The sequence below is a fragment of the Myxococcales bacterium genome (assembly GCA_016720545.1).
Taxonomy (GTDB): Bacteria; Myxococcota_A; Polyangia; order Polyangiales; family Polyangiaceae; genus JAAFHV01.
Genome location: JADKKK010000034.1, coordinates 398,754 through 418,830, shown reverse-complemented (window position 1 = coordinate 418,830; position 20,077 = coordinate 398,754). Strand labels below are relative to the sequence as shown.

Sequence of the window (20,077 nt, the reverse complement as noted above, 5' to 3'; positions counted from 1 at the left end):
GCTACCTCGACGACCAGACCGCCCAGCGACCCCGCGTCGCCCAGTCGTCGCTCTGGTCCTTGAAGGCTCCCACGTAAGCGGCCGACGGGTCGAAGAAGCCGTCTTTGGGTGGCGTCGCGGCGGTCTCCACGAGCGGGCTCGCGGGTCCGAAGACGGGCTTCTCGAGGTCGAACGCGCGGTCGGTCTTGGGGTCGACGCTGAAGAGATTCTTGTGCGCGGTCGCCTTCACCCAGTCGACCTCGGAGAGCGCGCCGTCGTTGTCCTTGTTGGGAGGAGTGGCGCCCTTCTCCGGGTAGGCGATGTTGTCGAGCACCGCAGTGTTCCTGGCGTTCCAGAAGAGGCTGTTCGTGAGGGTGAGCGCCCCCTCGGTCACGCCGGCGTGCGTCGACACGTCGCGCACGTCGAGCGAGGCCTCGAACCCGCTCACCAGGACGTTGCGTAGGGTCGCCCGAGTGTTCCGCCGCAGGAGCAGCCCGTACTGGGCGTTGTCGACGTCCGCGTTCTTGCCGAACAGAGAGGCGTTGAAGATCGTGGGGCTCGAGAGCGGCAGGTTGGCCGAGCCCTGGGCGTCGTTGTCGCCTTCGATGCCGTTGTCCTCGCCCACGTGGCCCGGCGACTGCTGCAGCACGAGAAACTGGAGGCGCCCCGAGTACCCGTTGTCCCAGTCGAAGCCGTCGTCCTCGTTGCCCTGGCAGGCGAGGTACTTTGCGTCGACGGTGCCGCCGAAGAACTCGAAGCAGTCGTCGAGCGCCTGCCGCACCTGAACGTGGTCGACCCTCGTGCCCCGCCCCACGCCCGCGAACGTGACGCCGTTTACCTCGTTGTCCTGCGCGAGGACGACACCCGCGTACTCGACCCGGACATAGCGAAGCACGCCGCTCGAGTCGTCAGGATCGGTGCCGCCGAACTGCGTGCCCTGCACCGTGGTGAGGATCCCCTCGACGTTCCCCTTGCCGCCCGGCATGTTCACGGGCGCGTTGCCGAGCAGCACGAGCCCGCCCCAGTCGCCGGCGCGGCGATCTTGCGGAGCGGCCTGGCTCGTGAAGACGATGGGCTCGTCCTCCGTGCCCTCCGCGATGAGCTTCGCGCCCGCCTCGACGAGGAGGATGGCCTTGCTCCGCGCGTCACCCTTCAGCGTCGTGCCCTTCTCGATGGTCAGGGTCGTGCCCGTCTTCACCACCACGAGGCCTTGGAGCAGGTACTCCTTGGCGGCGGTCAGGTTCATCGCCGTCTTGATGTCGCCCTTCAGCACTTCTAGCGCCTTCGGTGCGGCGGCGCCGCTCGAGGGCGGGTTGCCCGTGGGGGAGGTCGCGGCGGTCCGCTTGGCGTCGACGCTGAGCGAGCCGTCGTCGGAGCACGCGGTGAAGCAAACGGCGAGGGGGAGCGCGAGGCCGACGAGGGGCCCAAAGAGGGAGGTCCGGAGGAACGTGCGGGAGCTCATGGGATTGCCTATCTTCTTCACGGGTGATGGTGTGGAGTTCGTGGGCAGGAATGTGCCGACCTTCGGTGACGGTCTTCGTTCGCTCTCACGAACTGTCCGCGACATTCAGTATTTGTAACTGGCAGTCAGCCACGCGTTGGTGCCCGTCAGGTATCGACTCGTGAGGAACGCGCCCGACTCGCCTTGGCTGAAGCGGACCGGGGAGTTCATGAGGTTCTCGAGCGTCAGCTTCAGCTCGACGTGCTCGCCGACTCCTTGGCCCACGCTCGCGTCGACCAGGTGGCGGGGCTGCTCAAAGACGTCGGGGAGCCCGTTCTGCCCTACCTGGGATATCCGCGCCCCGTACACGTTGTAGAGGAGCCGCGCGCGCGTCCTTGTGACCGGGTGTTCCCAGTCGAGCGCCAGATTCACGACGTAGGGTGACTGCCCGGCGAGTGCGCGCGACTGCGAGGTCTGGATGCCCGCCGAGGGCGAGAGCTCTACGCGAGAGTGCACGAGGGTGAGGTTCCCGAGAAATGACAGCTCGGAGAGCGACTTGTGCACGAACCCGAGCGACCGCCGCGCCTCGAGCTCCACGCCCGCGTTGACCGCGCCGCGCGCGTTCGCGTAGCTCAGCACGCCGCGGCTCGTGGGCAAGATGATGGGCTCGATGGGCGCCGTGAAGCTCTTGTAGAAGAACGACGCCGAGAGCACCTGGGCGTCGCCGGGGAAGAGCTCGGCGCGCGCGTCCAGATTGACGATCCGCGCGCGATCGAGGTCGGGATTGCCGAGGATCTCGCGAGCGCCGAAGAAGTCGCTGAAGATGAACGGCGCGAGCTCGCGCAGCTGGGGGCGCGACACCGTGCGCGAGACGGCGAGTCGCAGGTTCGTGCGCTCCGAGGTCTTCAAGGTGAGGTTCGCCGAGGGGAGGGCGTCCACGCGCTCGAGGCGCGACGTCACGCGCTCGGTGGACTCCGCCGCGAACGGATCGAAGGAGTCGATCGACTGCACCGCGCGCTCGAGCCGCTGCCCCACCACGACGCGTACGCGCTCGTGGAGCGCCACGTCGGCCATCAGGTGGCCGCCCACGACGTCGTACCGCGCGGCGTAGAGGTCGGTGGGCCGCGTCCACTCCTCGAGCTCGAGGGCGGTGCCCACGTTGTCGGGCGTGAACAGCTCGGCCGGGGACCTCCGGAAGACCTCCGGGCGCGCGTCGCGAGCGCGGAGGAAGCGGAATCGGCGCGCCTCGAAGCTGCGGCCCCGGAGCGACGCGAGGCCTCCGAGCTCGAGCCGCACCGGCCGCTCGCCGTCGCGGATGGGCTGCTTGTAGGTGAGCCCCAGGGTGCGGGTGGTCTCCCCCTGGTTCGCGAAGAAGTGCTGGCCGCTCTGCGTGCCCTCGCGGAACGAGAGGCCCTGCGCGGCGTCGGCTACGTACACCGACTCGCGGAGGTCGGGCTCGCCGGAGGTCGCGCGTCCGTAGCCGAGGCTCCAGCCAAGCTCGGCCCTTCGGAGCGACTCGATGCGGTGCTCACCGCGGAGCTGCCCGTACATGAGCTGCCGCTGGAGAAAGCGCTGCCGCTCGTCGCGCACGTCGGCCTGCTGCTCGTCGTTGAAGCCGGTGATACGCCGCGCCTCGGCCTCGGAGCTGCGCGAGAGCAGGCCGCTCAGCGTCAGCGTGTGGGCGGGCGAGGGGCGCCACTCGAGCCCGGCGTAGCTGGAGATGGTGACCGCGTCGGTGCCGCTGTCCACGCGGTAGTCGTTCAGGCGGACGAGCTCGCCGGGGCGCGACGGGTCGAGGCCGTAGGTGCGCAAGAGCTCGCCCGTGCGGCGCTGGAATCGGCGGGAGTACCCGAGCGCCGCGATGTAGCCGAGGCTATGTCCGCCGAGCTTGCGCGTGTCGCCCACGAGCAGGCTGCCGGTGCCGCTCGGCAGCGAGACCGTCTCGGTCAGGCCGATGGGGGAGGACAGCGCGCGGCCGTAGTCGGTCAGGTTCGGGTCGACGGTCCCGTCCGGGCGCAGCCGCGTGATGCGCTCCCGCGGGAGGCCCGCCGGCAGCCGCCGTGTGCCGTCGTCTACGCCGAGCCAGTCGAGTGAGCCGCCCGCGTACGACGGTCGCCGCGCGAAGGTGGTCTCGCCGTTGAGGCCGACGCCGAGTGACGCGAGGAACGTGAACCTCTCGGGCGCCCTCCGCATTCGGATGTCGAGGATACCGCCGGCAAATTGCCCTGGAAGATCGGGAGTATACGTCTTCTTGATCGACAGGTCGGACAGGACGAGTGAGGGGAACATGTCGAGCGGCACCGCGGTGCGATCGGGGTCGGTGGACGGCATCGGCAGGCCGTCCACGAGCGAGCTCGTGTAGCGATCGCCGAGGCCGCGGATGACGATCGTGCGACCGTCCACCACGCTCGCGCCGACGACGCGCTTCACGGCGTCTGCCGCGGAGCGATCGGGCGACCGGGCGATGTCCTGGGCGCCGACGGTGTCGGTCGCCCCCGCGGCGTTTCGACGAAGCGCCACCTGGCCGGCGGCGCTGTTCCGGTCGGGCTCGTACTCCACCGCGGCGAGGTCCTCGATGGCGTCCGCGTCGGGCTCGAGCGCGACGCTCAGCGTGGTGACGCGGCCGCTGAGCACGCGGACGTTGCGCACCCGCGCGGGCTTGTGGAGGTCGGCCACGACCCGGAGCGTGTGGGCGCCGGGAGGCAGGGCGAGCGCGAAGGCGCCGTCCTCGTCGGTCGCCACCGCGAGCCGTTGGCCGTCGCCGCCCGCCGCGATTACGCTCACCTCGGCGCCGGGGAGCGGCGTGTGGTCTTCCCGGCTGGTCACGCGACCGCGAAGGGTCACGGTCGCGCTCGGCGACGGAGCGATGCCGGGCGGCTCCGCTGCCTCGGCGGCCGCGGGGCTGGCCCCGGAGGCGCCGAGCGCCGTGAGGGCCGTGTACAGGACGCACGTCACCTGTCGACGCGCGCGGCGCCGCTCCTGGGGTCCGGGGGGTTGCATGAGGGCTCCTGGCCGTGAGGCCGCTACTCGTCCGCCTTCGCCGTGAGGATGGAGACCGTGATCGCGCCGTGCGCGCGCGCCACGTCCATGGTGCGCACCGCCACCCCGAAGGGCGCGCCGTCGTCGGCGTCGAAGTACACGGTCTTGTCTGCGCGGGCCGCGAGCACCCGCTCGACGCGCGCGCCGAGCTCGGCGGCGGCGACCTCCTCACGGTTGAGTCGCACCGCGCCGTCCGCCGCAACTGTGAGCACGACGGGCACGTCGGCGCTCTGCGCGGCGCTCGCCTCCGCCTGCTTCGGGAGGGCGAGGCTGAACTTCTTCGACAGCAGGGGCGCGATGACCATGAACACGATGAGCAGCACGAGGACGACGTCGACGAGCGGCGTCACGTTCATTTGCGGCGTCGCGCCCCGCGACTTGCGAGGGCCTGACTCGAGCGTGATGGCCATCAGCCCTTCTCCTGCTTCTCCACCAGCAGCGCGCAGCCCGGGAAGCCCGTGCGCTGCACCCGCGCGAAGAGCGCGCGGACCTTGCCGTACGGCGCCGTCGCGTCGGCCTTCAGCACGACCTTGCGGTCCGGCGCCACCGCGTGCAGCTCGGTCAGGCGCGCCGCGAGCGCGTCCGGCGTGACGGGCTCCCTCTCGAGGTAGAGCGCGCCGCTCGCGGCGAGCGTGAGCGTCACCGGGTCGACCGAGGCGGTCTTCTGCGCGTCGTCGGGCCGGGCCACGCTCGGGAGCTCGACGCGCTCACCGTGCTCGAGCTGCGGTGCGATGACCATGAACACGATGAGCAGCACGAGCACGACGTCGACGAGCGGCGTGACGTTGATCTCGGGCAGCACCGTGGCTCCGGTCGGGACGCGCGTGGGGCGCGTCTTGGGCACGCGCGAAGGCCGACGGGGCTGTGCGCGGGGCGCGCGGGGCGCGCTCGCGGGGGCGCTCACTCTGCCGCCTCGAGCGAGGCGTCGACGCGCCGGTTCTCGAGGTCGTCCAGGAGCTCGCCGGTCGCGCGGGAGAGCGTGCCCTCGAGGATCGTGATCGACGCGTTCAATTGGTTGAAGAGGAGCACCGAGGGGATGGCGACGAGGAGGCCGAGCGCGGTCTCCACGAGCGCCTCGGCGATGCCCGCGGACACGGCGCCGAGGCCGCCAGAGCCCGTGGCGGCGATACCCTGAAACGCCGAGATGATGCCCACGACAGTGCCCAGGAGGCCGACGAACGGCGCCACGGAGCCGATGCTCGCGAGCACCGAGAGACCGCGCCGAAGCTCGCCGCTCACGGCCTCCTTCTGCCGCTCGGACTCGCGCCGTACGAGCTCGACGGCGTCGACGGTGCCCCGCTTGGACCCAAGCTTGCTCAGCGTGGGCCCTATGAGGCGGGCGAAGGGGGAGTGGGTGTGTGCGGGGGCGATCTCGGCGAGACCCTCGAACTGTCCGCGCTCCAGGATGGGCAGCGCGGTCTTCATGAAGGTGCGCGTCGCGCGCGACCCGCGCGCGAGGGCGAGCCATCGCTCCACGGCGATGGCGATGGTCGTGGCCGCCATGGCGAGGAGCACCGCCGCGATGAACTTGCTGAGGGGGCCCATCGAGGCCCAGATGTGGAATGGATTGAGGTTCATGGGGATACTCCTCCTGGCAGGCGCGGAGACGGAGTCGTGATGGGCAGTTGGTCGGGGGTGGGCGGGGTCGACGAAGAAGGAATGCCCACTAGAGTCGCGGGCGGAATGGCAAGTTGGCGAACCGGACGACGCGCGCCGGGCGGCCGTCGAGCATGGCGGGAGAGAAGCGCCACGCCGACACCGCGCGCACCACCTCGGCGTCGAGCAGCGGGTGCCCTCGCACGATGACCACGTCGGTGACGCTCCCGTCCTCGCGCACGACGTAGCGCACGCGGACGGTGGCCTGCACGCCGGCGCGGCGCGCGGCCTCGGGGAAGGTGGGGAGCGCGCGGGCGAGCACGCGAGGCGCGGCGACGTTCTCGGTCGTCTGGGCCATGGGCGCTGGCGGAGGCGTAGGCGCAGGTGGCGCCGAGGGCCTCTGCGCGCCGGCCGCGGGGCCGCCGGTCCCGGTGCCGCCCACGACGCCGTCGAGGCTGCCGCCGACGACACCCTCGGCCGCGGGCAGCGGGGCGGTGGGATCACCCTGCTTCGGGGCCTCGGTCGGCGTCTCGCGCGGCGCGAGGGTCGCCGGGCGCCCAAGGGGCGGGGGGCTCGACTTGGCCTTTGGGGCGGGCGGCCTCGGGGTCTCCACCTTCGCGGGCGCCGGTCGCGTCGGCGGCTTCTGGGGCGCGAACACGACGGGCACCGCCTCCTCGAGCGCCTTGCGTTTGATCTCTTTCCCAAAGACCACGCCCAGGACGGCGACCGTCGCGAGCACGACGCCAGCGGACGCGTACCCGACGAGCAGCCGGCGGGCGGAGAAGTCGTGGAGGCGATCGTGCTCGAGTGCGGCGAGTGACACGCCGAACCCTCTAAGGACCGAATTTGACGAAACGGTGAACCCTTCGAGACCATCGCGCGCGCGCCACGAGACGTTGGCGGGCCTTCGCGTCGCGGTCACGTGGACGTCGCGACCGTCACCGTCTCGTCGCAGAGCGCGCGTCGATCCGCGCACGTCGCCCGGCGCACTCTGCTACGGATGCGCGCGATGCCCGTCCTCTCCGCGCACGCGATCACCAAGGCCTACGGGCTCCGCCCCCTCTTCGACCAGGCGACGTTCACGATCCGCCGCGGCGAGAAGGTGGCGCTGCTCGGGCCGAATGGCACCGGCAAATCGACGCTTCTCCGCGTGCTGGCGGGGATCGAGCCGCTCGACACCGGCTCGATCGATCGTCGCCGCGACGCGACGATCCTCTACCTGCCGCAGGAGCCCGTGCTCGATCCCGAGCGCACCCCGCGCGAGATCGCCCGCGAGGGGCTGGTGCTCTGGCACGCGGCGAAGTCACGCTACGACGAGGTGTCGCACAGGCTCGGTGAGGGCGAGGTGACGGCGGCGCTGATGGATGAGCAGGCGTCGCTGGCGGAGGACGTCGAGCGGCTCGGCGGCTGGTCGCGCGACCACGAGGTCGATGAGATCTTGCTCCACCTCGGCGTGACCGACGTCGACCGACCGGTCGGCACCATGAGCGGCGGCGAGCGGCGGCGCGTGGCGCTCGCGCGCATCCTCGTCGCGAAGCCCGAGCTCGCGATCTTCGACGAGCCCACGAATCACCTCGACGCCGACACGATCGCTTGGCTCGAGGACCACCTCGTCCGAGAGTTCCCCGGCGCCGTGCTGCTCGTCACGCACGACCGCTACGTGCTCGAGAAGATCGCGACGCGGGTCCTCGACCTCGAGAACGGCGTCCTCACCGAGTACACGAAGCGCAACGACAGCGTCGGCGCGTTCGTGGACTTCCTCGAGCAGAAGGCCGAGCGGTTCGCGCAGGCCGAGCGCGTCGAGTCGAACCGCCAGAATTTCCTTCGCCGTGAGATCGAGTGGCTGCGGCGCGGCCCGAAGGCGCGCTCCACGAAGCAGAAGGCGCGCATCCAGCGCGCCGAGACCGCCATCGGGGCCGAGGGGCTGCGCGTGCGCGGAGAGGTCGATCTCGCGGGGCTCGAGGGCGGCGCCGCGAGGCTCGGAAAGACCATCCTCGACCTCGTGGACGTGCGGCTCGACCTCGGTGGCCGCCGGCTCATCGACTCGCTCACGATGCGCCTGGTGAAGGGGGCGCGGGTCGGCATCGTCGGGCCGAACGGGGCAGGGAAGACCACCCTCCTGCGGCTCGTCACGGGCGAGCTCGAGCCCACCTCGGGCACCTTGGTGCGCGGACTGCAGACCAAGATCGCCTATTTCGACCAGGCCCGCACCACGCTCCGCGACGACTGGTCGGTGCTCGACAACGTCGCCGAGCGCGAGGACTCCGACCGCACGGGCGGCGGCACGGTGATCCTCGGGGATCGCGAGATGGGCATGCGCGCCTATCTGGAGCTCTTCCTCTTCAACGGCGCCGCGCTCCGGCGCAAGGTGTCGGCGCTCTCCGGCGGGGAGCGGGCGCGCGTCGCGCTCGCGCTCTCCCTGAAGTCGGGGGCGAACGTGCTCCTGCTCGACGAGCCGACGAACGACCTCGACATGGACACGCTGGGCGCGCTCGAAGACCTCATCGAGAGCTGGCCCGGGTGCGTGCTCGTCGTGTCCCACGACCGGTGGTTCCTCGACCGCGTGGCGACGTCCATCCTCGCCTTCGAGGGCAACGGAAAGACGCAGCTCTACTCGGGGAACTGGGAGGCCTACCGCGAGCAGAAGCGCGAGGACGAGCGGGCCGCGAAGCCCGCGAGGCCGGCGTCGCGCCGCGCGCCCCCGCCCTGACCACCGTCGACGCCGTCGGTGCGAGGCCGCGTTCGAGCGGCGCGCCGCGCGCCGTCAGCGCGCCCAGCCATTGCGGAGCAGGTTGCCCCGGCCCGTAGGCCAGAGCATGCAGTTGGTCTGCGAGCCAGGCACTGCGAACACGAGGACCGCGGCCTTCCCGTCCGCGTCTTTGAGCGAGACCAAGATCTCGAGCGCCCCGTCCCCGTCCAGATCCGCGATGGTGGGTACGGCCATCGAGCCGCGTCCGGGGAGCTTCACCTCGTGGAGCTTCGCTCCGCCGGGGCCGAGCACGAACAGCGCGCCCTTACCGGCGGGGCCGTAGGTCGCGAACACGACCTCCGGCGCGCCGTCTCCGGAGAGATCGGCCACCACCACGCCGCCGGTGAGCACGCCCTTCTCCGCCGTGAAGGCGGTCGCCCAGAGCTCCTTTCGCGCCGCCGACACCGCGTGGATCTTCCCGTCGAAGCCCGCGAAGAGCAGCTCGGGGCCCTTCTCCGCCGGAGAGATGTCCGCCACGGTCGCTTGGTTGGTCGCCGCGATCAGGTTGCCCCCGAGGTCCTCGAGGCCGTCGAGGTACGCCGGGACGTGCAGCGGCGCCTCCCACCCGGGCGGGCGCGACGCGTCGGCGCGCACGACCCACAGACCGACGCCCTGCTTGCGGTTCGACTGCGCGGCGTTCTGCACGCTGCCGAGGATCACGATCTCGTACTTCCCGTCGCCGTCGAGATCCGCGATCGCGGGCGCGGTGTTCGTGAAGTGCGCCTGGAGCGACGTCGCCTCCTTCTCCGAGTAGCCCTGCCGCGCCTCCGCGAGGTCGTGCAGGTACCGCACGCCCGGGGTCTTGCGGCTGCCCTTGAAGTCGGGCGCGGAGTCGAAGGCGGCGCCCGTGCCCTTGTGGAAGCTCGCGTATGCGTTGTCGTGCGGGACGACGACGTCGTGCTTGCCGTCGCCGTCGAGATCGCCGAGCGCGAGGTTCTGATCGTAGGCGCCCGCGAGGTAGCAGGGCGCGGGGGCGGCCGGCGTGCACCCGCTGGCGCCCGCGGCGTTGGGGGGGAAGCCGGCCACGGGAGCGCCGTCGCCGTGCCACGCGGCCACCACGTCGGAGGGGCGGCTCCTGCCTGCGGCCGCCACGATCTCGAGCTTCCCGTCGCCGTCGAGATCGCCCGCGGCGATCGAGCGGAGCTCGTCGGCGAACGTGACGGGGAAGCCCTTCACGGGCGCGCCCTTCGCGTCGAAGACGTACACCTTGTCGCGCGCCGCGACCGCGACCTCGAGCGCGGCGTCGCCCGCAAAATTCCCGACGACGGGGCTCGCCCAGATCCGCCCGGCGCCCGCGGGCGCGGTCCACTTGGGAGAGCCGTCCGCGCCCCACACGACCACGCGCGCGCCGCGCGCGGCGACCACCTCGAGCTTCCCGTCTCCGTCGAGGTCCACGACCGCTGGCGATCCGAGCCAGCCGTCGTCCGCGTCCGCGTCCCCGAGCGCGAGCCTCTTGGTCGGGGCGGCGACCGCAGCGGTGCCTCCGGTGCCGGCGTTGCACGCGGCCACGGGCGGGAGGGTCCCCACCGCCGCCACCGCCGCCACCGCCGCCACCGCCACCGCCACCGCCGCCACCGCCGCCACCGCCGCCACCGCCACCACCGTCTGCCTCGGTCCCCGGCGTGAGCGGATCGCCCCCCGCGGTCTTGCCGCAGCCCTCGCCGAGCACGCCCACCGCACACAGCGCGAGCGTGAGCGCGAGGGTCGCGCGCGGTGAGCGTGTGCGGGTCGGGCGCTTGGCGCGCGTCGTGACGGACATGGCCGCAGTGTACGACGTGGCCGCGCCGCGCACCCGTCACGGAACGAGGCGTGGACGACCAGGACGCGGAGCGCCACCCGCGTTGTCGCGAATTCATGAGGAGAGACGCAGGCATGCGCGTTTCTCGTGGGCGGCACGATGCCTGCGAAGGACCTCGCATGAAGAACGATCCTTCGCACGTCTCTCTCGACTCCACCCTCGATCTGCCGGAGTGGATCCTCCGCGGACGCGACGTCGACCCCGTCCCCGTCCTGTCGCGGCGTCCGCGCCCCGTCGAGCTCGGCGACTCCCTCCGCCTGCGGTGGTGGACGAGCGGCGCGTCGGGCACCCGGCCGAAGGGTTACCCGTCGTGCGCCGGGCGGCGTTGAGCGCGTCCCTCTTCGTCGTTCACATCCCAGCTCTCATCCCGCATCTCATCGCGCGGGACGGGCGGGCCGAGTCCGGGTACGACGGATCCATGCAGTACACGCCGCCGCCGGGCTATCCCGCGCCGCCGCCCCCCCACGACCCCAACGGCGCCTTCTCGCGTGGTCCGAGCGGCGCCGGCGTGCCAGCGCTCGCCGTCGCCGCGTTCGGCGCCTTGGCGCTCGCCGTGGTGGCCATGGGCGCCGAGCGGTTCGCCTACTACGGCACCCGGGCGTCGCTCTACGAGCTCACGGTGCGCGACGGCGTGCCCTTCGCCAGCGTCTACACGGCCGCGGCCTTCTTCACGGCGCTCGGCGTGCTCGTGGGCGGCGTGCTCGCGTTCGCCCTCGGCCCACGGCTCACCGGGCTCATCGGGGCGCTCATGGCGGCCGCGGGCTGCGTCGCGTGCGTGGTGGTCGGCGTGTGGGGTTACGCCCTCGTGGCGTTCGGCTCGGGCGTGTTCCGCGTCGCGCCGGTCGCGGTGATGCTCGAGGCGATCCCCTCGACCGGCGCCCGGTTCCGCCGGGTCGCGGCGGCGGCGGCGGCGGGCTACGCGGTGGTCGACGTGGTGGCCTTCGCGTCGTCGGCGTTCGCGATGGTGCGCGCGAACCTCGGCGTCTCTTGGGGATTTGGGCTCGGGGCCGCGCCCTTTGGGGTGGCGGCGGTGTTGTGCGGAGCGCTCCTCTGGATGGGGCCGCGCGCGCACCTCCAGACCGACGAGCGGCTCGAGCTCACCGCGGGCCCGGCCGGCGATCCCTACCGCGGCGGACCCGGCTCGCGGGTCGTCGGCGCGGCGCCGCTCGACCCCGGGCTTCTGGCGGCGCTCATGGGGGCGCACCTCATCGTGTCGATCGTCTCGGCCCTCCCGTACTACCCGCGCGCGCTGCCCAGCGGCTCGCTCTTCCGCGGCCTCGAGACGCTCGTGTCCATCGCCGCGTCCGCCGGGCTCGCCGCGGTCCTCGTGACCACCCCGGTGCGCGCGCGCTCGGCGCACCTCTTTGGCGTGGGGCTCGCCGTGCTCGCGGCCGGAACCGTGCTCCGCGCCGTGCCGCTCGCGCCCGCCGGCGCACTCGCGCAGCTCGTGCTCGCCTTCGGGCACTCCCTCGTCGCGGCGCTCGGTGTCGCGGCGTTCGCGACCCGCGCCCCACGGAGGTTCGGGGCGCTGGCCGTCGCGCTGTGGGCGCTCGTGCCGACCTGGTTCGGGTTCGCCCTGCGCGCGCTGCCCTCATCGAGCGCGTCTGAGAGCGGCGCGTCCGCGGGGTTGGCCGCGGCCGTCGCGGCGCTCGGGCTCGTCGCCGCCGCGGTCGCGCTCGGGATGCTCGTGTTCGGCGAGCGGCTGCAGCCGGGCGACGATCCGTAGTGTGCGGTTGCAGGTGTGTGGTGTGGCCGCAGCTCAGCCAGCGCGGCGCTTGTCGGCCACGAACGCGAGGCCCTGGGCGTTCAGCGTGACGTCGAGCTCGAGGGCCGCCCAGTCGCTCGGGCCGAGCGAGAGCCCCACCCGGCGCGCCGCGGTGTCGAGCGCCTCGCGCAGCCTGGCTTGGATCGTACCGGTGAGCTCGCTCAGGGGCGCCGCGGTCGCCGCGGCTTGGGCGACCCACTGTTCGGAGAGCTCGACGAAGCGGCGCACCTGATCGGCGATGCGGTGCACGTCGCGGGCCTCGCCGTAGTGGGTGGGGCACACCGAAGGCTCGCCGAGGGCGAGCACGCGGTCGAGGCTCTTCAGCGCCTCCGCGGCGTCGAAGTCGGTGGGCGTCGTGGAGGCGAACGCGAAGGTGCCCGCGCGCTGGAGGTGCGGGTACACGAGGCCGAAGGTGTCGCCCGTGTACACGGTGCTCGTGGCGGGATCGTGCACCACGAAGTGGTGCTTCGCGTGGCCCGCGGTGTGGAGCGTCGTGAGCGTCGCGTCGCCGAGCGTGAAGGTCGCGCCGTCTTCCATCACGCGCACGCGCGCCTCCGGGATGGGCGCGATCACGCCGTAGAGCTCCGTGAAGCGCGCCTCGCCGTACACGTGCTTCGCGCTGGCGACGAGCTTCGCCGGATCGATGAGGTGCCGCGCCGCCCGCGGGTGCGCGAGGAGCGTCGCGTTCGGGCACGCCGCCATGAGGCCGCTCGCGCCGCCCGCGTGGTCGAGGTGCGCGTGGGTGACCACGACGTAGCGCACGTCTTCCGGGCGCCGGCCCGCGGCCGCGAGGGTCTCGAGGAGCACCGGCACAGCGGCGTTCGTGTAGCACTCCACGAACGCGCACTCGTCGCCGGCGGTCCGAAGGTAAGCCGCCGCAAATCCGGACGCCCGGGCCTCGCAGTCGATGGTGGCGCGCGCGTGTTTCATGAGCTCTTCTCCTTCGCGTCGTCGTCGCGGGGCTTCGGGGCCACGAGGAAGGCCACCCCCACCGAGATGAAGTACAAGAGGCAGAGCGCGCCGCTCACCGCGATCTGGCTGGTCACCTCGGGTCCAGGTGTGACGATGGCGCCGGCGATGAACGAGCAGAGGATCGCCCAGCGGCTGAACTTCACGAGCTGCTGTGGGGTCACGATGCCCGCGATCGCGAGGAACGTGATGAAGAGCGGGAGCTCGAACACGAAGCCGAACGCGAGCAGCATTCGGGTGGTGAAATCCAAGTAATATTCCATGGTTGGCCGCGAAACGAGCAGCATGTTGCCGCCGTCGTCGACCTTGCCCAGGAGCGAGAAGAAGTAGTTGAACGTGAACGGGAACGCGACGAAGTAGGCGAACGCCACGCCCGACAGGAAGAGCCCCGTGGAGAAGAAGACGAACGGCACGATGTACCGCTTCTCCTTCGCGTAGAGGCCCGGGCTCACGAAGGCCCACAGCTGGTAGAAGATCACCGGGGCGCCGATGAGCACGCCGCCCGTCATGGCGAGCTGCATGTAGTTTACAAAGGCGTCCGCCGGCGCGAGGGTCTGGAGCTCGAGCTTGGTACCCGGGAAGTGCTCTGCCCAGACCTTGTAGTAGGGCCGCTCGAGGAGGAAGAGCAGGTGCTCTTTGTAGGCCCAGCAGATCGAGGCGCCGAAGAGCGTGCCCAGGGCCGCCTTGATGACGCGCGAGCGGAACTCGGCGACGTGCTCCCAGATCGTCATGTGGACGTCGGCCTCGGGCTCGACGTGGGTGAGCTCGTCGCCGTCGCTCATGGGGCTCCCGTGCCCGGCGCTTCGGTCGCGGGGCTCTGGCTGGTCGCGTCGGTCACGGCCGTTACGGGGGCGGCGACGGCGGGGCTCGGCGAGGTGGCCCCGGGAGCGCTCGGCGACGTGGCCGTGGGCTCCGGGGCCGTCGCCACGTCGGTGTCGAGGCCGCTCGTGTCCTCGGGCTCGGGCGGATCGTCGGGCACGACGCCGTCGACCGCGCCCGTTCGGTAGAGCGGATCGCGATCGAGGGCGGAGCGCGGGAAGCTGCCGCCGTAGACGAACGAGGTGTCGGGCATCGCGTCGAACCCGTCGGGGCCGACCTGCGGGTGCTCGCGCTCCTCGGCGACGTAGCCCGAGGTGAGATCGGCGTCGTGCGAGGCCGGGGGCGCCGCGCCGGAGCCGGCGCCGGGCTGGTCGTCGAGGCGCATGCTGCGCGCCACGCTGTCGAGCTCACCGCGGGCGAGCTTACGGATTTCGGCGATGTCCTGGCCGAGGCCTTCGGCGTGGAGCACGTCGTCGATGCCGCTCTGTGCGCGCAGATCGCCGGCCATGCGCCGGATCTTCCCGGACCACTGCCCGAGCTTTCGGAGCATTTTGGGCAAGTCTTTCGGACCGACGACGACAATCGCCACGATCACGAGCACCACGAGCTCGCCGAAGCCCATCCCAAACACGGGGTGGACACTAGCACACGCCCAGCCGGCGCCTCCGCGAAGTGCGCGAAGCACGCGAAGTGCGAGCGCGCGGGTCGCTACGCTAGGCTCGAGGGATGGTGCCGATGCAAGAGGGGCGCGCTGCGCGTGGGTGGAGGAGCGGGTGGCCGTGCGGCGCGTGCTTCATCGCGTGGACGGCGTGCACCCCCACGCCGCCGCCGAGCGCGAGCGCCGGAGCGGTCCAGCCTGGTCCGCTGGCCACGTCGCCCGCGTCGGCGTCCGGGTCCCCGCTCGCGCCGCCCGCGCCAGCTGTGCCCGCGCCGTCCGCCGCCCGCGCCCTGCCGCCGGTACGCGGGCGCCTGGTGGGCCAGTTCCCGCACTCGATCGAGCCCGCTGTGTGCGTGCGCGCCTTCGTCGCGGTGGCCCGCGGTAGGGTCGAGCTCTCGGGGGCGGCGCTCGCGGAGGGCGACGTCGCGGTGCTCACCCACCCGGGGCCGGAGCCGGTCCGAGTCGTCGGAGAGGGCCTCCTCGCCGTGGCCACCGTCGACCTCCCTCACTGCGCCGTGCTCTCGCGCCCCGTGGGGACCACCCAGGTGGTGCGCGCGGCGGCCGCGGCGCCGCTCACCAGTTAGTTAGTTAGTCTTGCACGGCCCGCGCGACCCACCGCACCACGGGGGCCGCGGCCTTCGCGTGCTTGACGAGGGTCGTGAGGGCCTTGCGGGACGTGAGCTCCTCGGGGGCGAGGGCAGGGAAGACGACCACGAGCCCCTTTCGCTTCAACAGCTCCACGCGCGGGTGGCCGGGATCCACTCCGCGCGGGGCCTTCTTCAGCATGCCCATCGACTCGAGCGTGAAGCCCTTCTTTTCGAGCGGGCGGAGCAGCTGGGTGAGCTCCTCGCCCCGGTCGCTCTGCACCACCGCCCGGAACCTCGCGAGCGCCGGCGCCTCCATCCCGTAGGTGCCAGCGCCCGCGAAGGTCTCGGTGCCCACCTGAAGGTAGAGCGCCACGGCGACGTCCATCTTCACCTTGTCGTGCCCGAGGCTCAGCGCGCCGCTCGCGTGGGGCTTGTACGGCGACTTGTCGGCCGAGAAGCGCACGTCGCGGTGGATGCGGAAGACCTTGGGCGCGCCGAGCTCGAAGTCCGGGTACTCACCGTCGAGCGCCTCGCGCGCCTCCGCGAGGAGCGTGGCCATCGGCGAGGCCCACCCCGCCTCGTACTCGGCCTTGTGCGCAGCGAACCACTCGCGATCTTGGTGCTTCGCGAGCGCCTGGAAGAACGAGCCTTTCGTATCGGCGAACCCGGTGAACGAGGTGGCGACCATCCGCGGAGTTTATCGCCTCGTGGCTCAGCGCGCGCGACGGAGCGCCGCGAGCGCGCCGCGGACGTCGTCCAGCAGATCGCTCGGGTCCTCGAGGCCCGCATGGAAGCGGAGGCATGGGCCCCCGTACGACCAGCGGGTCGCGGTGCGAAACCGCGCGGGGTCCATGGGCATCACGAGGCTCTCGTAGCCGCCCCACGAGGCGCCGATGCCGAACAGCTCGAGGGCGTCGACGAAGGCCTCGAGCGCAGCGCGCGGCAGCGGCTCGAACACCACGCCGAAGAGCCCGCACGCGCCCGAGAAGTCGCGCTTCCACAGCGCGTGCCCGGGGTCGTCGGGGCGGGCTGGGTGCAGCACGCGCTCCACCTCGGGCGCGCGGGCGAGCTCGTCGGCCAGCGCGAGCCCCGTCGCGCCCTGACGCTCGAGCCGCACCTCGAGGGTGCGCAGGCCGCGCGCGCCGAGGAAGGCGTCGTCGGGGCTCGTGGCGTAGCCGAGGTCCTCGTGCGTGCGTCGCAAGCCCGCGAGCACCTCGCGGGAGCCGCACGCGACGTAGCCCAGCATCGCGTCGGAGTGACCCACGACGTACTTGGTGGCTGCCTGCACGCTGAGGTCGACGCCGTGCTCGAGCGGCCTGAAGCAGAGCGGGGTCGCCCACGTGTTGTCCATCGCGGTCGATACGCCCCGCGACCGACAGAGCGCGGCGATGCCGGGCACGTCTTGCATCTCGAAGGTGAGCGAGCCCGGCGCCTCGAGATACACGAGCCGGGTCTCGGCGCGGAGCAGGTCGGCGAGCGCCGCCGGCGTGAGCGTGGGATCGTAGAACGTGCAGACTACACCCATTCGCGCGAGCAGACCGGAGGCGAGCTTGCGCACGGGGAAGTACACGCTGTCGGGCAACAGCACGTGGGAGCCGGTGGAGACCTGCGAGAGGATGGCCGCGGCGCACGCCGCGTAGCCCGAGGGGAAGGCGATGGTCCCATGGCCTCGCTCGAGCTGGGTCACGGCCTCCTCGAATCCGTGGCTCGTGGCGGTGCCGAAGCGTCCGTAGTAGGTGCCCGGCTCGCCCGCGAGCATGCGGGCGAGCTTCGCCTCCCACTCCGCGAGCGAGGGCGAGAGGATGGTCGACGCGCGCACCACGGGCGTGTTCACGGCCCCGTCGAAGAGCTCCGGGTGCCGCCCGCCGTGCGCGAGCGTCGTCGCGACTCTCTTGGGTCTCCGCGGCGCACGGCCCGTCATGGCCGCGCTCAGTTCGTCGAGCCCGCGGTGAGCTTCCCTCGCCGCTCGATCTCCGCCTGCGCCGCGGCGAGGCGCGCGATCGCCACGCGGAACGGCGAGCAGCTCACGTAGTCGAGGCCCGCCCGGTGGAAGAAAGCCACGCTCGCCGGATCGCCGCCGTGCTCGCCGCAGACGCCGAGCTTCATGCCAGGTCGCGCCGCGCGGCCACGCTCGCACGCGAGCTTCACGAGCTCGCCCACGCCGTCTTGGTCGAGCGACACGAACGGGTCCTTGGGCAGCACGCCGCTGTCGACGTACGCCGGGAGGAACTTGCCGGCGTCGTCGCGCGAGAGGCCCATCGTGCACTGGGTGAGATCGTTCGTGCCGAAAGAGAAGAACTCGGCGACCTCGGCGAGCTCGTTCGCGCGCAGCGCGGCGCGCGGCAGCTCGATCATGGTGCCGAACGAATACGGGATCGGCTCCTGCCCCTCGAAGACCTCGGCCGCCACCCTCAGGACCAGCTCCTTCATGCGTTCGAGCTCGGTGCGGGTCATGGCGAGCGGGATCATGATCTCGGGGTGGCAGCTCACGCCCGCCCGCGTCACCTCGAGGGCCGCGAGCAAGATGGCGCGCACCTGCATCGCGTAGATCTCGGGGTAGGTGATGGCGAGGCGGCAGCCTCGGTGGCCGAGCATGGGGTTGTACTCGTGGAGGTCCTTGATGCGCTGCTCGAGGCGCAGCGCGGACACGTTCATGATCGTGGCGAGCTCCGCGATCTGGCGCTCGTCCTGCGGGAGAAACTCGTGGAGGGGCGGATCGAGCAGGCGAATGGTGACAGGGAGGCCGTCCATCTCCTTGAAAATGCCGATGAAATCGTCCTTCTGGACGGGCAGGAGCTTGGCCAACGCCTTCTCGCGTGCGGTCACCTCGTCGGAGAGGATCATCTCGCGCATGGCGCGGATGCGCTCCTCGTCGAAGAACATGTGCTCTGTGCGGCAGAGGCCGATGCCCTCGGCCCCGAAGGCGCGGGCGGTCTTGGCGTCGAGGGGGGTGTCGGCGTTGGCGCGCACCCTGAGCGTGCGACACTCGTCGGCCCAGGCCATGAGCTCGCCGAACTCGCCCGAGAGTGACGCGGGCACGGTGGGGATGGCGCCCTCGAAGACCTGGCCGGTCCCGCCGTCGATGGTGACGAGATCGCCCCGCTTCAGCTTCGCCGTGCCCTTCATGCGCCCGTTCTCGTCGTAGAGCGTGACGCTCATCGTGCCGCTCGCGTAGCTCACCTGGATGGCCGAGCAGCCCGCGACGCACGCCTTGCCCATGCCGCGCGCGACGACCGCCGCGTGGCTCGTCATGCCGCCGCGCGCCGTGATGATGCCGCGCGCCGCCTTCATGCCGTGGATGTCCTCGGGGGAGGTCTCGACGCGCACGAGGATGACCGGCTTGCCCTTCTCGGCGAGGCGCTCGGCCTCGTCGGCGTGAAAGACGATGTGCCCCTGCGCGGCCCCCGGGCTCGCCGCGAGGCCGGTCGCGAGCAGGCGGCGCTCCGCGCGCGGGTCGAGCGTGGGGTGGAGCAGTTGGTCGAGCGAGGACGGCGGCACGCGCAGGACCGCCTCCTCCTTCGAGATGAGGCCCTCACGCACCATCTCGACGGCGGCGCGCACGGCGGCCCGCGCGGTGCGCTTCCCGGTGCGGCACTGCAGCATGTAGAGCTTGCCGTCTTGTACGGTGAACTCGAGGTCTTGCATGTCCCGGAAGTGCTTCTCGAGCCGCTCCGCGATGCCCGCGAGCTCGGCGAAGGCCTTGGGCATGCGGGCCTCGAGCGAGCCGTCGCCGCCCTCGGCGAGGAGGGGCAAGGGCGTGCGAATGCCCGCGACCACGTCCTCGCCTTGGGCGTTGGGGAGCCACTCGCCGTAGAGCCGCCGCTCGCCGGTGGACGGGTTCCGCGTGAAGGCGACGCCGGTGGCGCTCGTATCGCCGAGGTTGCCGAAGACCATCGCTTGGATGTTGCACGCGGTGCCCCACGACTCGGGGATGTCGTGCATCTTCCGGTAGACGATGGCGCGGTGGTTCGACCACGAGCCAAAGACGGCGCCGATCGCCGTGAGCAGCTGCTCGGTGGGATCCTCGGGGAACGGGCGCCCGCCCTTCTCGAGCACCAGGGCCTTGAAGGTCGTGACGAGGCCACGGAGCTCGGCCTCGTCGAGCTCGGAGTCGGGCACGCGCCGCTTGAGCTCCTCGGAGTTGAGCAGCGTCACGTCGACGCCGCGCGCCCGCGCGACGCGCATGCGGGCCTCGTCGAGCGCGTGGTCGAAGGCCTCGCGCTTGATGCCGAGGGCTACGTCCGCGAACATGGCGACGAAGCGCCGGTAGGCGTCGTACGCGAACCGAGCGTTCTTCGTGCGCGCGGCGAGCCCCTCGCATGTGGCGTCGTTCAGGCCGAGGTTGAGGATGGTGTCCATCATGCCTGGCATCGACGCGCGCGCGCCCGAGCGCACGCTCACGAGCAGCGGGGCCGACGGATCGCCGAACTTCATGCCCAGCTCCGCCTCGATCTTGCCCATGGCCGCGTGCACGGCCTCGCGCACGTCGGCGGGGAGGGCGCCGTTCACCTTGAAGAGCTGACAGACCTCGGTCGAGATGGTGAATCCGGGCGGCACCGGCAGCCCGATTCGGGACATTTCCGCGAGCCCCGCGCCCTTGCCACCGAGGAGGTCCTTGCGCGACGGATCCCCGTCGCAGCCGCCGCCGCCGAACGAATACACATGGTGTGTCATGCG

The 20,077-nt window shown here is 71.8% G+C and carries 17 protein-coding genes; 4 read left to right on the top strand and 13 right to left on the bottom strand.

What is annotated here, in order from left to right; genetic code table 11:
* Position 1: 1 nt before the first annotated feature.
* From IPQ09_28420 to IPQ09_28395, 6 genes are all read right to left on the bottom strand, one after another.
* Entirely contained in the window at positions 2 to 1,441 is a 1,440-nt protein-coding gene (locus IPQ09_28420) for a T9SS C-terminal target domain-containing protein (protein ID MBL0198075.1), read from the bottom strand.
* Positions 1,442 to 1,546: 105 nt separating this feature from the next.
* A complete protein-coding gene (locus IPQ09_28415; protein ID MBL0198074.1) occupies positions 1,547 to 4,420 on the bottom strand; it encodes a TonB-dependent receptor in 2,874 nt (957 codons plus the stop codon).
* Positions 4,421 to 4,443: 23 nt separating this feature from the next.
* On the bottom strand, positions 4,444 to 4,869 hold the full coding sequence (locus IPQ09_28410; protein ID MBL0198073.1) for a biopolymer transporter ExbD: 426 nt from the start codon (positions 4,867 to 4,869) through the stop codon (positions 4,444 to 4,446).
* Positions 4,869 to 5,249 carry a biopolymer transporter ExbD gene (locus IPQ09_28405; protein MBL0198072.1) on the bottom strand — a complete coding sequence of 127 codons (381 nt, stop codon included), beginning with the start codon at positions 5,247 to 5,249 and terminating at the stop codon, positions 4,869 to 4,871. Before IPQ09_28405 ends, IPQ09_28410 begins: the two co-directional genes overlap by 1 nt.
* Before the next feature lie 110 nt (positions 5,250 to 5,359).
* A complete protein-coding gene (locus tag IPQ09_28400) occupies positions 5,360 to 6,037 on the bottom strand; it encodes a MotA/TolQ/ExbB proton channel family protein (GenBank protein MBL0198071.1) in 678 nt (225 codons plus the stop codon).
* Between the two features lie 88 nt (positions 6,038 to 6,125).
* Positions 6,126 to 6,878: an energy transducer TonB gene (locus tag IPQ09_28395; protein ID MBL0198070.1), complete on the bottom strand. Its 753-nt coding sequence runs from the start codon at positions 6,876 to 6,878 to the stop codon at positions 6,126 to 6,128.
* Between the two features lie 186 nt (positions 6,879 to 7,064).
* Here IPQ09_28395 and IPQ09_28390 point away from each other — a divergent pair, with 186 nt between their 5' ends.
* A complete protein-coding gene (locus IPQ09_28390; protein ID MBL0198069.1) occupies positions 7,065 to 8,765 on the top strand; it encodes an ABC-F family ATP-binding cassette domain-containing protein in 1,701 nt (566 codons plus the stop codon).
* Between the two features lie 54 nt (positions 8,766 to 8,819).
* Here the strand turns inward: IPQ09_28390 and IPQ09_28385 are convergent, their stop codons facing one another.
* Complete coding sequence (locus tag IPQ09_28385; protein ID MBL0198068.1) at positions 8,820 to 10,406, bottom strand: VCBS repeat-containing protein; 1,587 nt, start codon at positions 10,404 to 10,406, stop codon at positions 8,820 to 8,822.
* 315 nt (positions 10,407 to 10,721) lie between these two features.
* Here IPQ09_28385 and IPQ09_28380 point away from each other — a divergent pair, with 315 nt between their 5' ends.
* Both IPQ09_28380 and IPQ09_28375 read left to right on the top strand, forming a co-directional pair.
* A complete protein-coding gene (locus IPQ09_28380) occupies positions 10,722 to 10,931 on the top strand; it encodes a hypothetical protein (protein ID MBL0198067.1) in 210 nt (69 codons plus the stop codon).
* Positions 10,932 to 11,020: 89 nt separating this feature from the next.
* A complete protein-coding gene (locus IPQ09_28375; protein MBL0198066.1) occupies positions 11,021 to 12,328 on the top strand; it encodes a hypothetical protein in 1,308 nt (435 codons plus the stop codon).
* A 33-nt stretch (positions 12,329 to 12,361) separates the two neighbouring features.
* Here the strand turns inward: IPQ09_28375 and IPQ09_28370 are convergent, their stop codons facing one another.
* The 3 genes from IPQ09_28370 to tatB are packed head-to-tail and all read right to left on the bottom strand — an operon-like array spanning position 12,362 to position 14,786.
* Positions 12,362 to 13,297 carry an MBL fold metallo-hydrolase gene (locus tag IPQ09_28370; protein MBL0198065.1) on the bottom strand — a complete coding sequence of 312 codons (936 nt, stop codon included), beginning with the start codon at positions 13,295 to 13,297 and terminating at the stop codon, positions 12,362 to 12,364.
* A complete protein-coding gene (gene tatC / locus IPQ09_28365; GenBank protein ID MBL0198064.1) occupies positions 13,294 to 14,118 on the bottom strand; it encodes a twin-arginine translocase subunit TatC in 825 nt (274 codons plus the stop codon). The genes IPQ09_28370 and tatC overlap by 4 nt, the downstream gene beginning before the upstream one ends.
* A complete protein-coding gene (tatB, locus tag IPQ09_28360; protein ID MBL0198063.1) occupies positions 14,115 to 14,786 on the bottom strand; it encodes a twin-arginine translocase subunit TatB in 672 nt (223 codons plus the stop codon). The genes tatC and tatB overlap by 4 nt, the downstream gene beginning before the upstream one ends.
* Positions 14,787 to 14,881: 95 nt before the next feature.
* Between tatB and IPQ09_28355 the strand changes: the two genes are divergently transcribed.
* Positions 14,882 to 15,397 (top strand): hypothetical protein, encoded by a 516-nt coding sequence (locus IPQ09_28355; protein MBL0198062.1) that lies wholly within the window; start codon positions 14,882 to 14,884, stop codon positions 15,395 to 15,397.
* A 4-nt stretch (positions 15,398 to 15,401) separates the two neighbouring features.
* Here the strand turns inward: IPQ09_28355 and IPQ09_28350 are convergent, their stop codons facing one another.
* Genes IPQ09_28350 through IPQ09_28340 form a run of 3 tightly spaced genes read right to left on the bottom strand, consistent with a single transcriptional unit; the run spans position 15,402 to position 20,074 of the window.
* Positions 15,402 to 16,088 (bottom strand): DUF2461 domain-containing protein, encoded by a 687-nt coding sequence (locus tag IPQ09_28350; GenBank protein ID MBL0198061.1) that lies wholly within the window; start codon positions 16,086 to 16,088, stop codon positions 15,402 to 15,404.
* A 24-nt stretch (positions 16,089 to 16,112) separates the two neighbouring features.
* Entirely contained in the window at positions 16,113 to 17,321 is a 1,209-nt protein-coding gene (metC, locus tag IPQ09_28345) for a cystathionine beta-lyase (GenBank protein ID MBL0198060.1), read from the bottom strand.
* 8 nt (positions 17,322 to 17,329) lie between these two features.
* Positions 17,330 to 20,074: a pyruvate, phosphate dikinase gene (locus tag IPQ09_28340; protein MBL0198059.1), complete on the bottom strand. Its 2,745-nt coding sequence runs from the start codon at positions 20,072 to 20,074 to the stop codon at positions 17,330 to 17,332.
* Positions 20,075 to 20,077 lie beyond the last annotated feature (3 nt).

What these genes read in the sequence shown, in the direction of transcription:
- IPQ09_28420 (MBL0198075.1), bottom strand. Translation starts at nt 1,441, where the DNA reads ATGAGCTCCCGCACGTTCCTCCGGACCTCCCTCTTTGGGCCCCTCGTC.
- IPQ09_28415 (MBL0198074.1), bottom strand. Translation starts at nt 4,420, where the DNA reads ATGCAACCCCCCGGACCCCAGGAGCGGCGCCGCGCGCGTCGACAGGTG.
- IPQ09_28410 (MBL0198073.1), bottom strand. Translation starts at nt 4,869, where the DNA reads ATGGCCATCACGCTCGAGTCAGGCCCTCGCAAGTCGCGGGGCGCGACG.
- IPQ09_28400 (MBL0198071.1), bottom strand. Translation starts at nt 6,037, where the DNA reads ATGAACCTCAATCCATTCCACATCTGGGCCTCGATGGGCCCCCTCAGC.
- IPQ09_28390 (MBL0198069.1), top strand. Translation starts at nt 7,065, where the DNA reads ATGCCCGTCCTCTCCGCGCACGCGATCACCAAGGCCTACGGGCTCCGC.
- IPQ09_28380 (MBL0198067.1), top strand. Translation starts at nt 10,722, where the DNA reads ATGAAGAACGATCCTTCGCACGTCTCTCTCGACTCCACCCTCGATCTG.
- IPQ09_28375 (MBL0198066.1), top strand. Translation starts at nt 11,021, where the DNA reads ATGCAGTACACGCCGCCGCCGGGCTATCCCGCGCCGCCGCCCCCCCAC.
- IPQ09_28370 (MBL0198065.1), bottom strand. Translation starts at nt 13,297, where the DNA reads ATGAAACACGCGCGCGCCACCATCGACTGCGAGGCCCGGGCGTCCGGA.
- tatC (MBL0198064.1), bottom strand. Translation starts at nt 14,118, where the DNA reads ATGAGCGACGGCGACGAGCTCACCCACGTCGAGCCCGAGGCCGACGTC.
- IPQ09_28355 (MBL0198062.1), top strand. Translation starts at nt 14,882, where the DNA reads ATGGTGCCGATGCAAGAGGGGCGCGCTGCGCGTGGGTGGAGGAGCGGG.
- IPQ09_28350 (MBL0198061.1), bottom strand. Translation starts at nt 16,088, where the DNA reads ATGGTCGCCACCTCGTTCACCGGGTTCGCCGATACGAAAGGCTCGTTC.
- metC (MBL0198060.1), bottom strand. Translation starts at nt 17,321, where the DNA reads ATGACGGGCCGTGCGCCGCGGAGACCCAAGAGAGTCGCGACGACGCTC.
- IPQ09_28340 (MBL0198059.1), bottom strand. Translation starts at nt 20,074, where the DNA reads ATGACACACCATGTGTATTCGTTCGGCGGCGGCGGCTGCGACGGGGAT.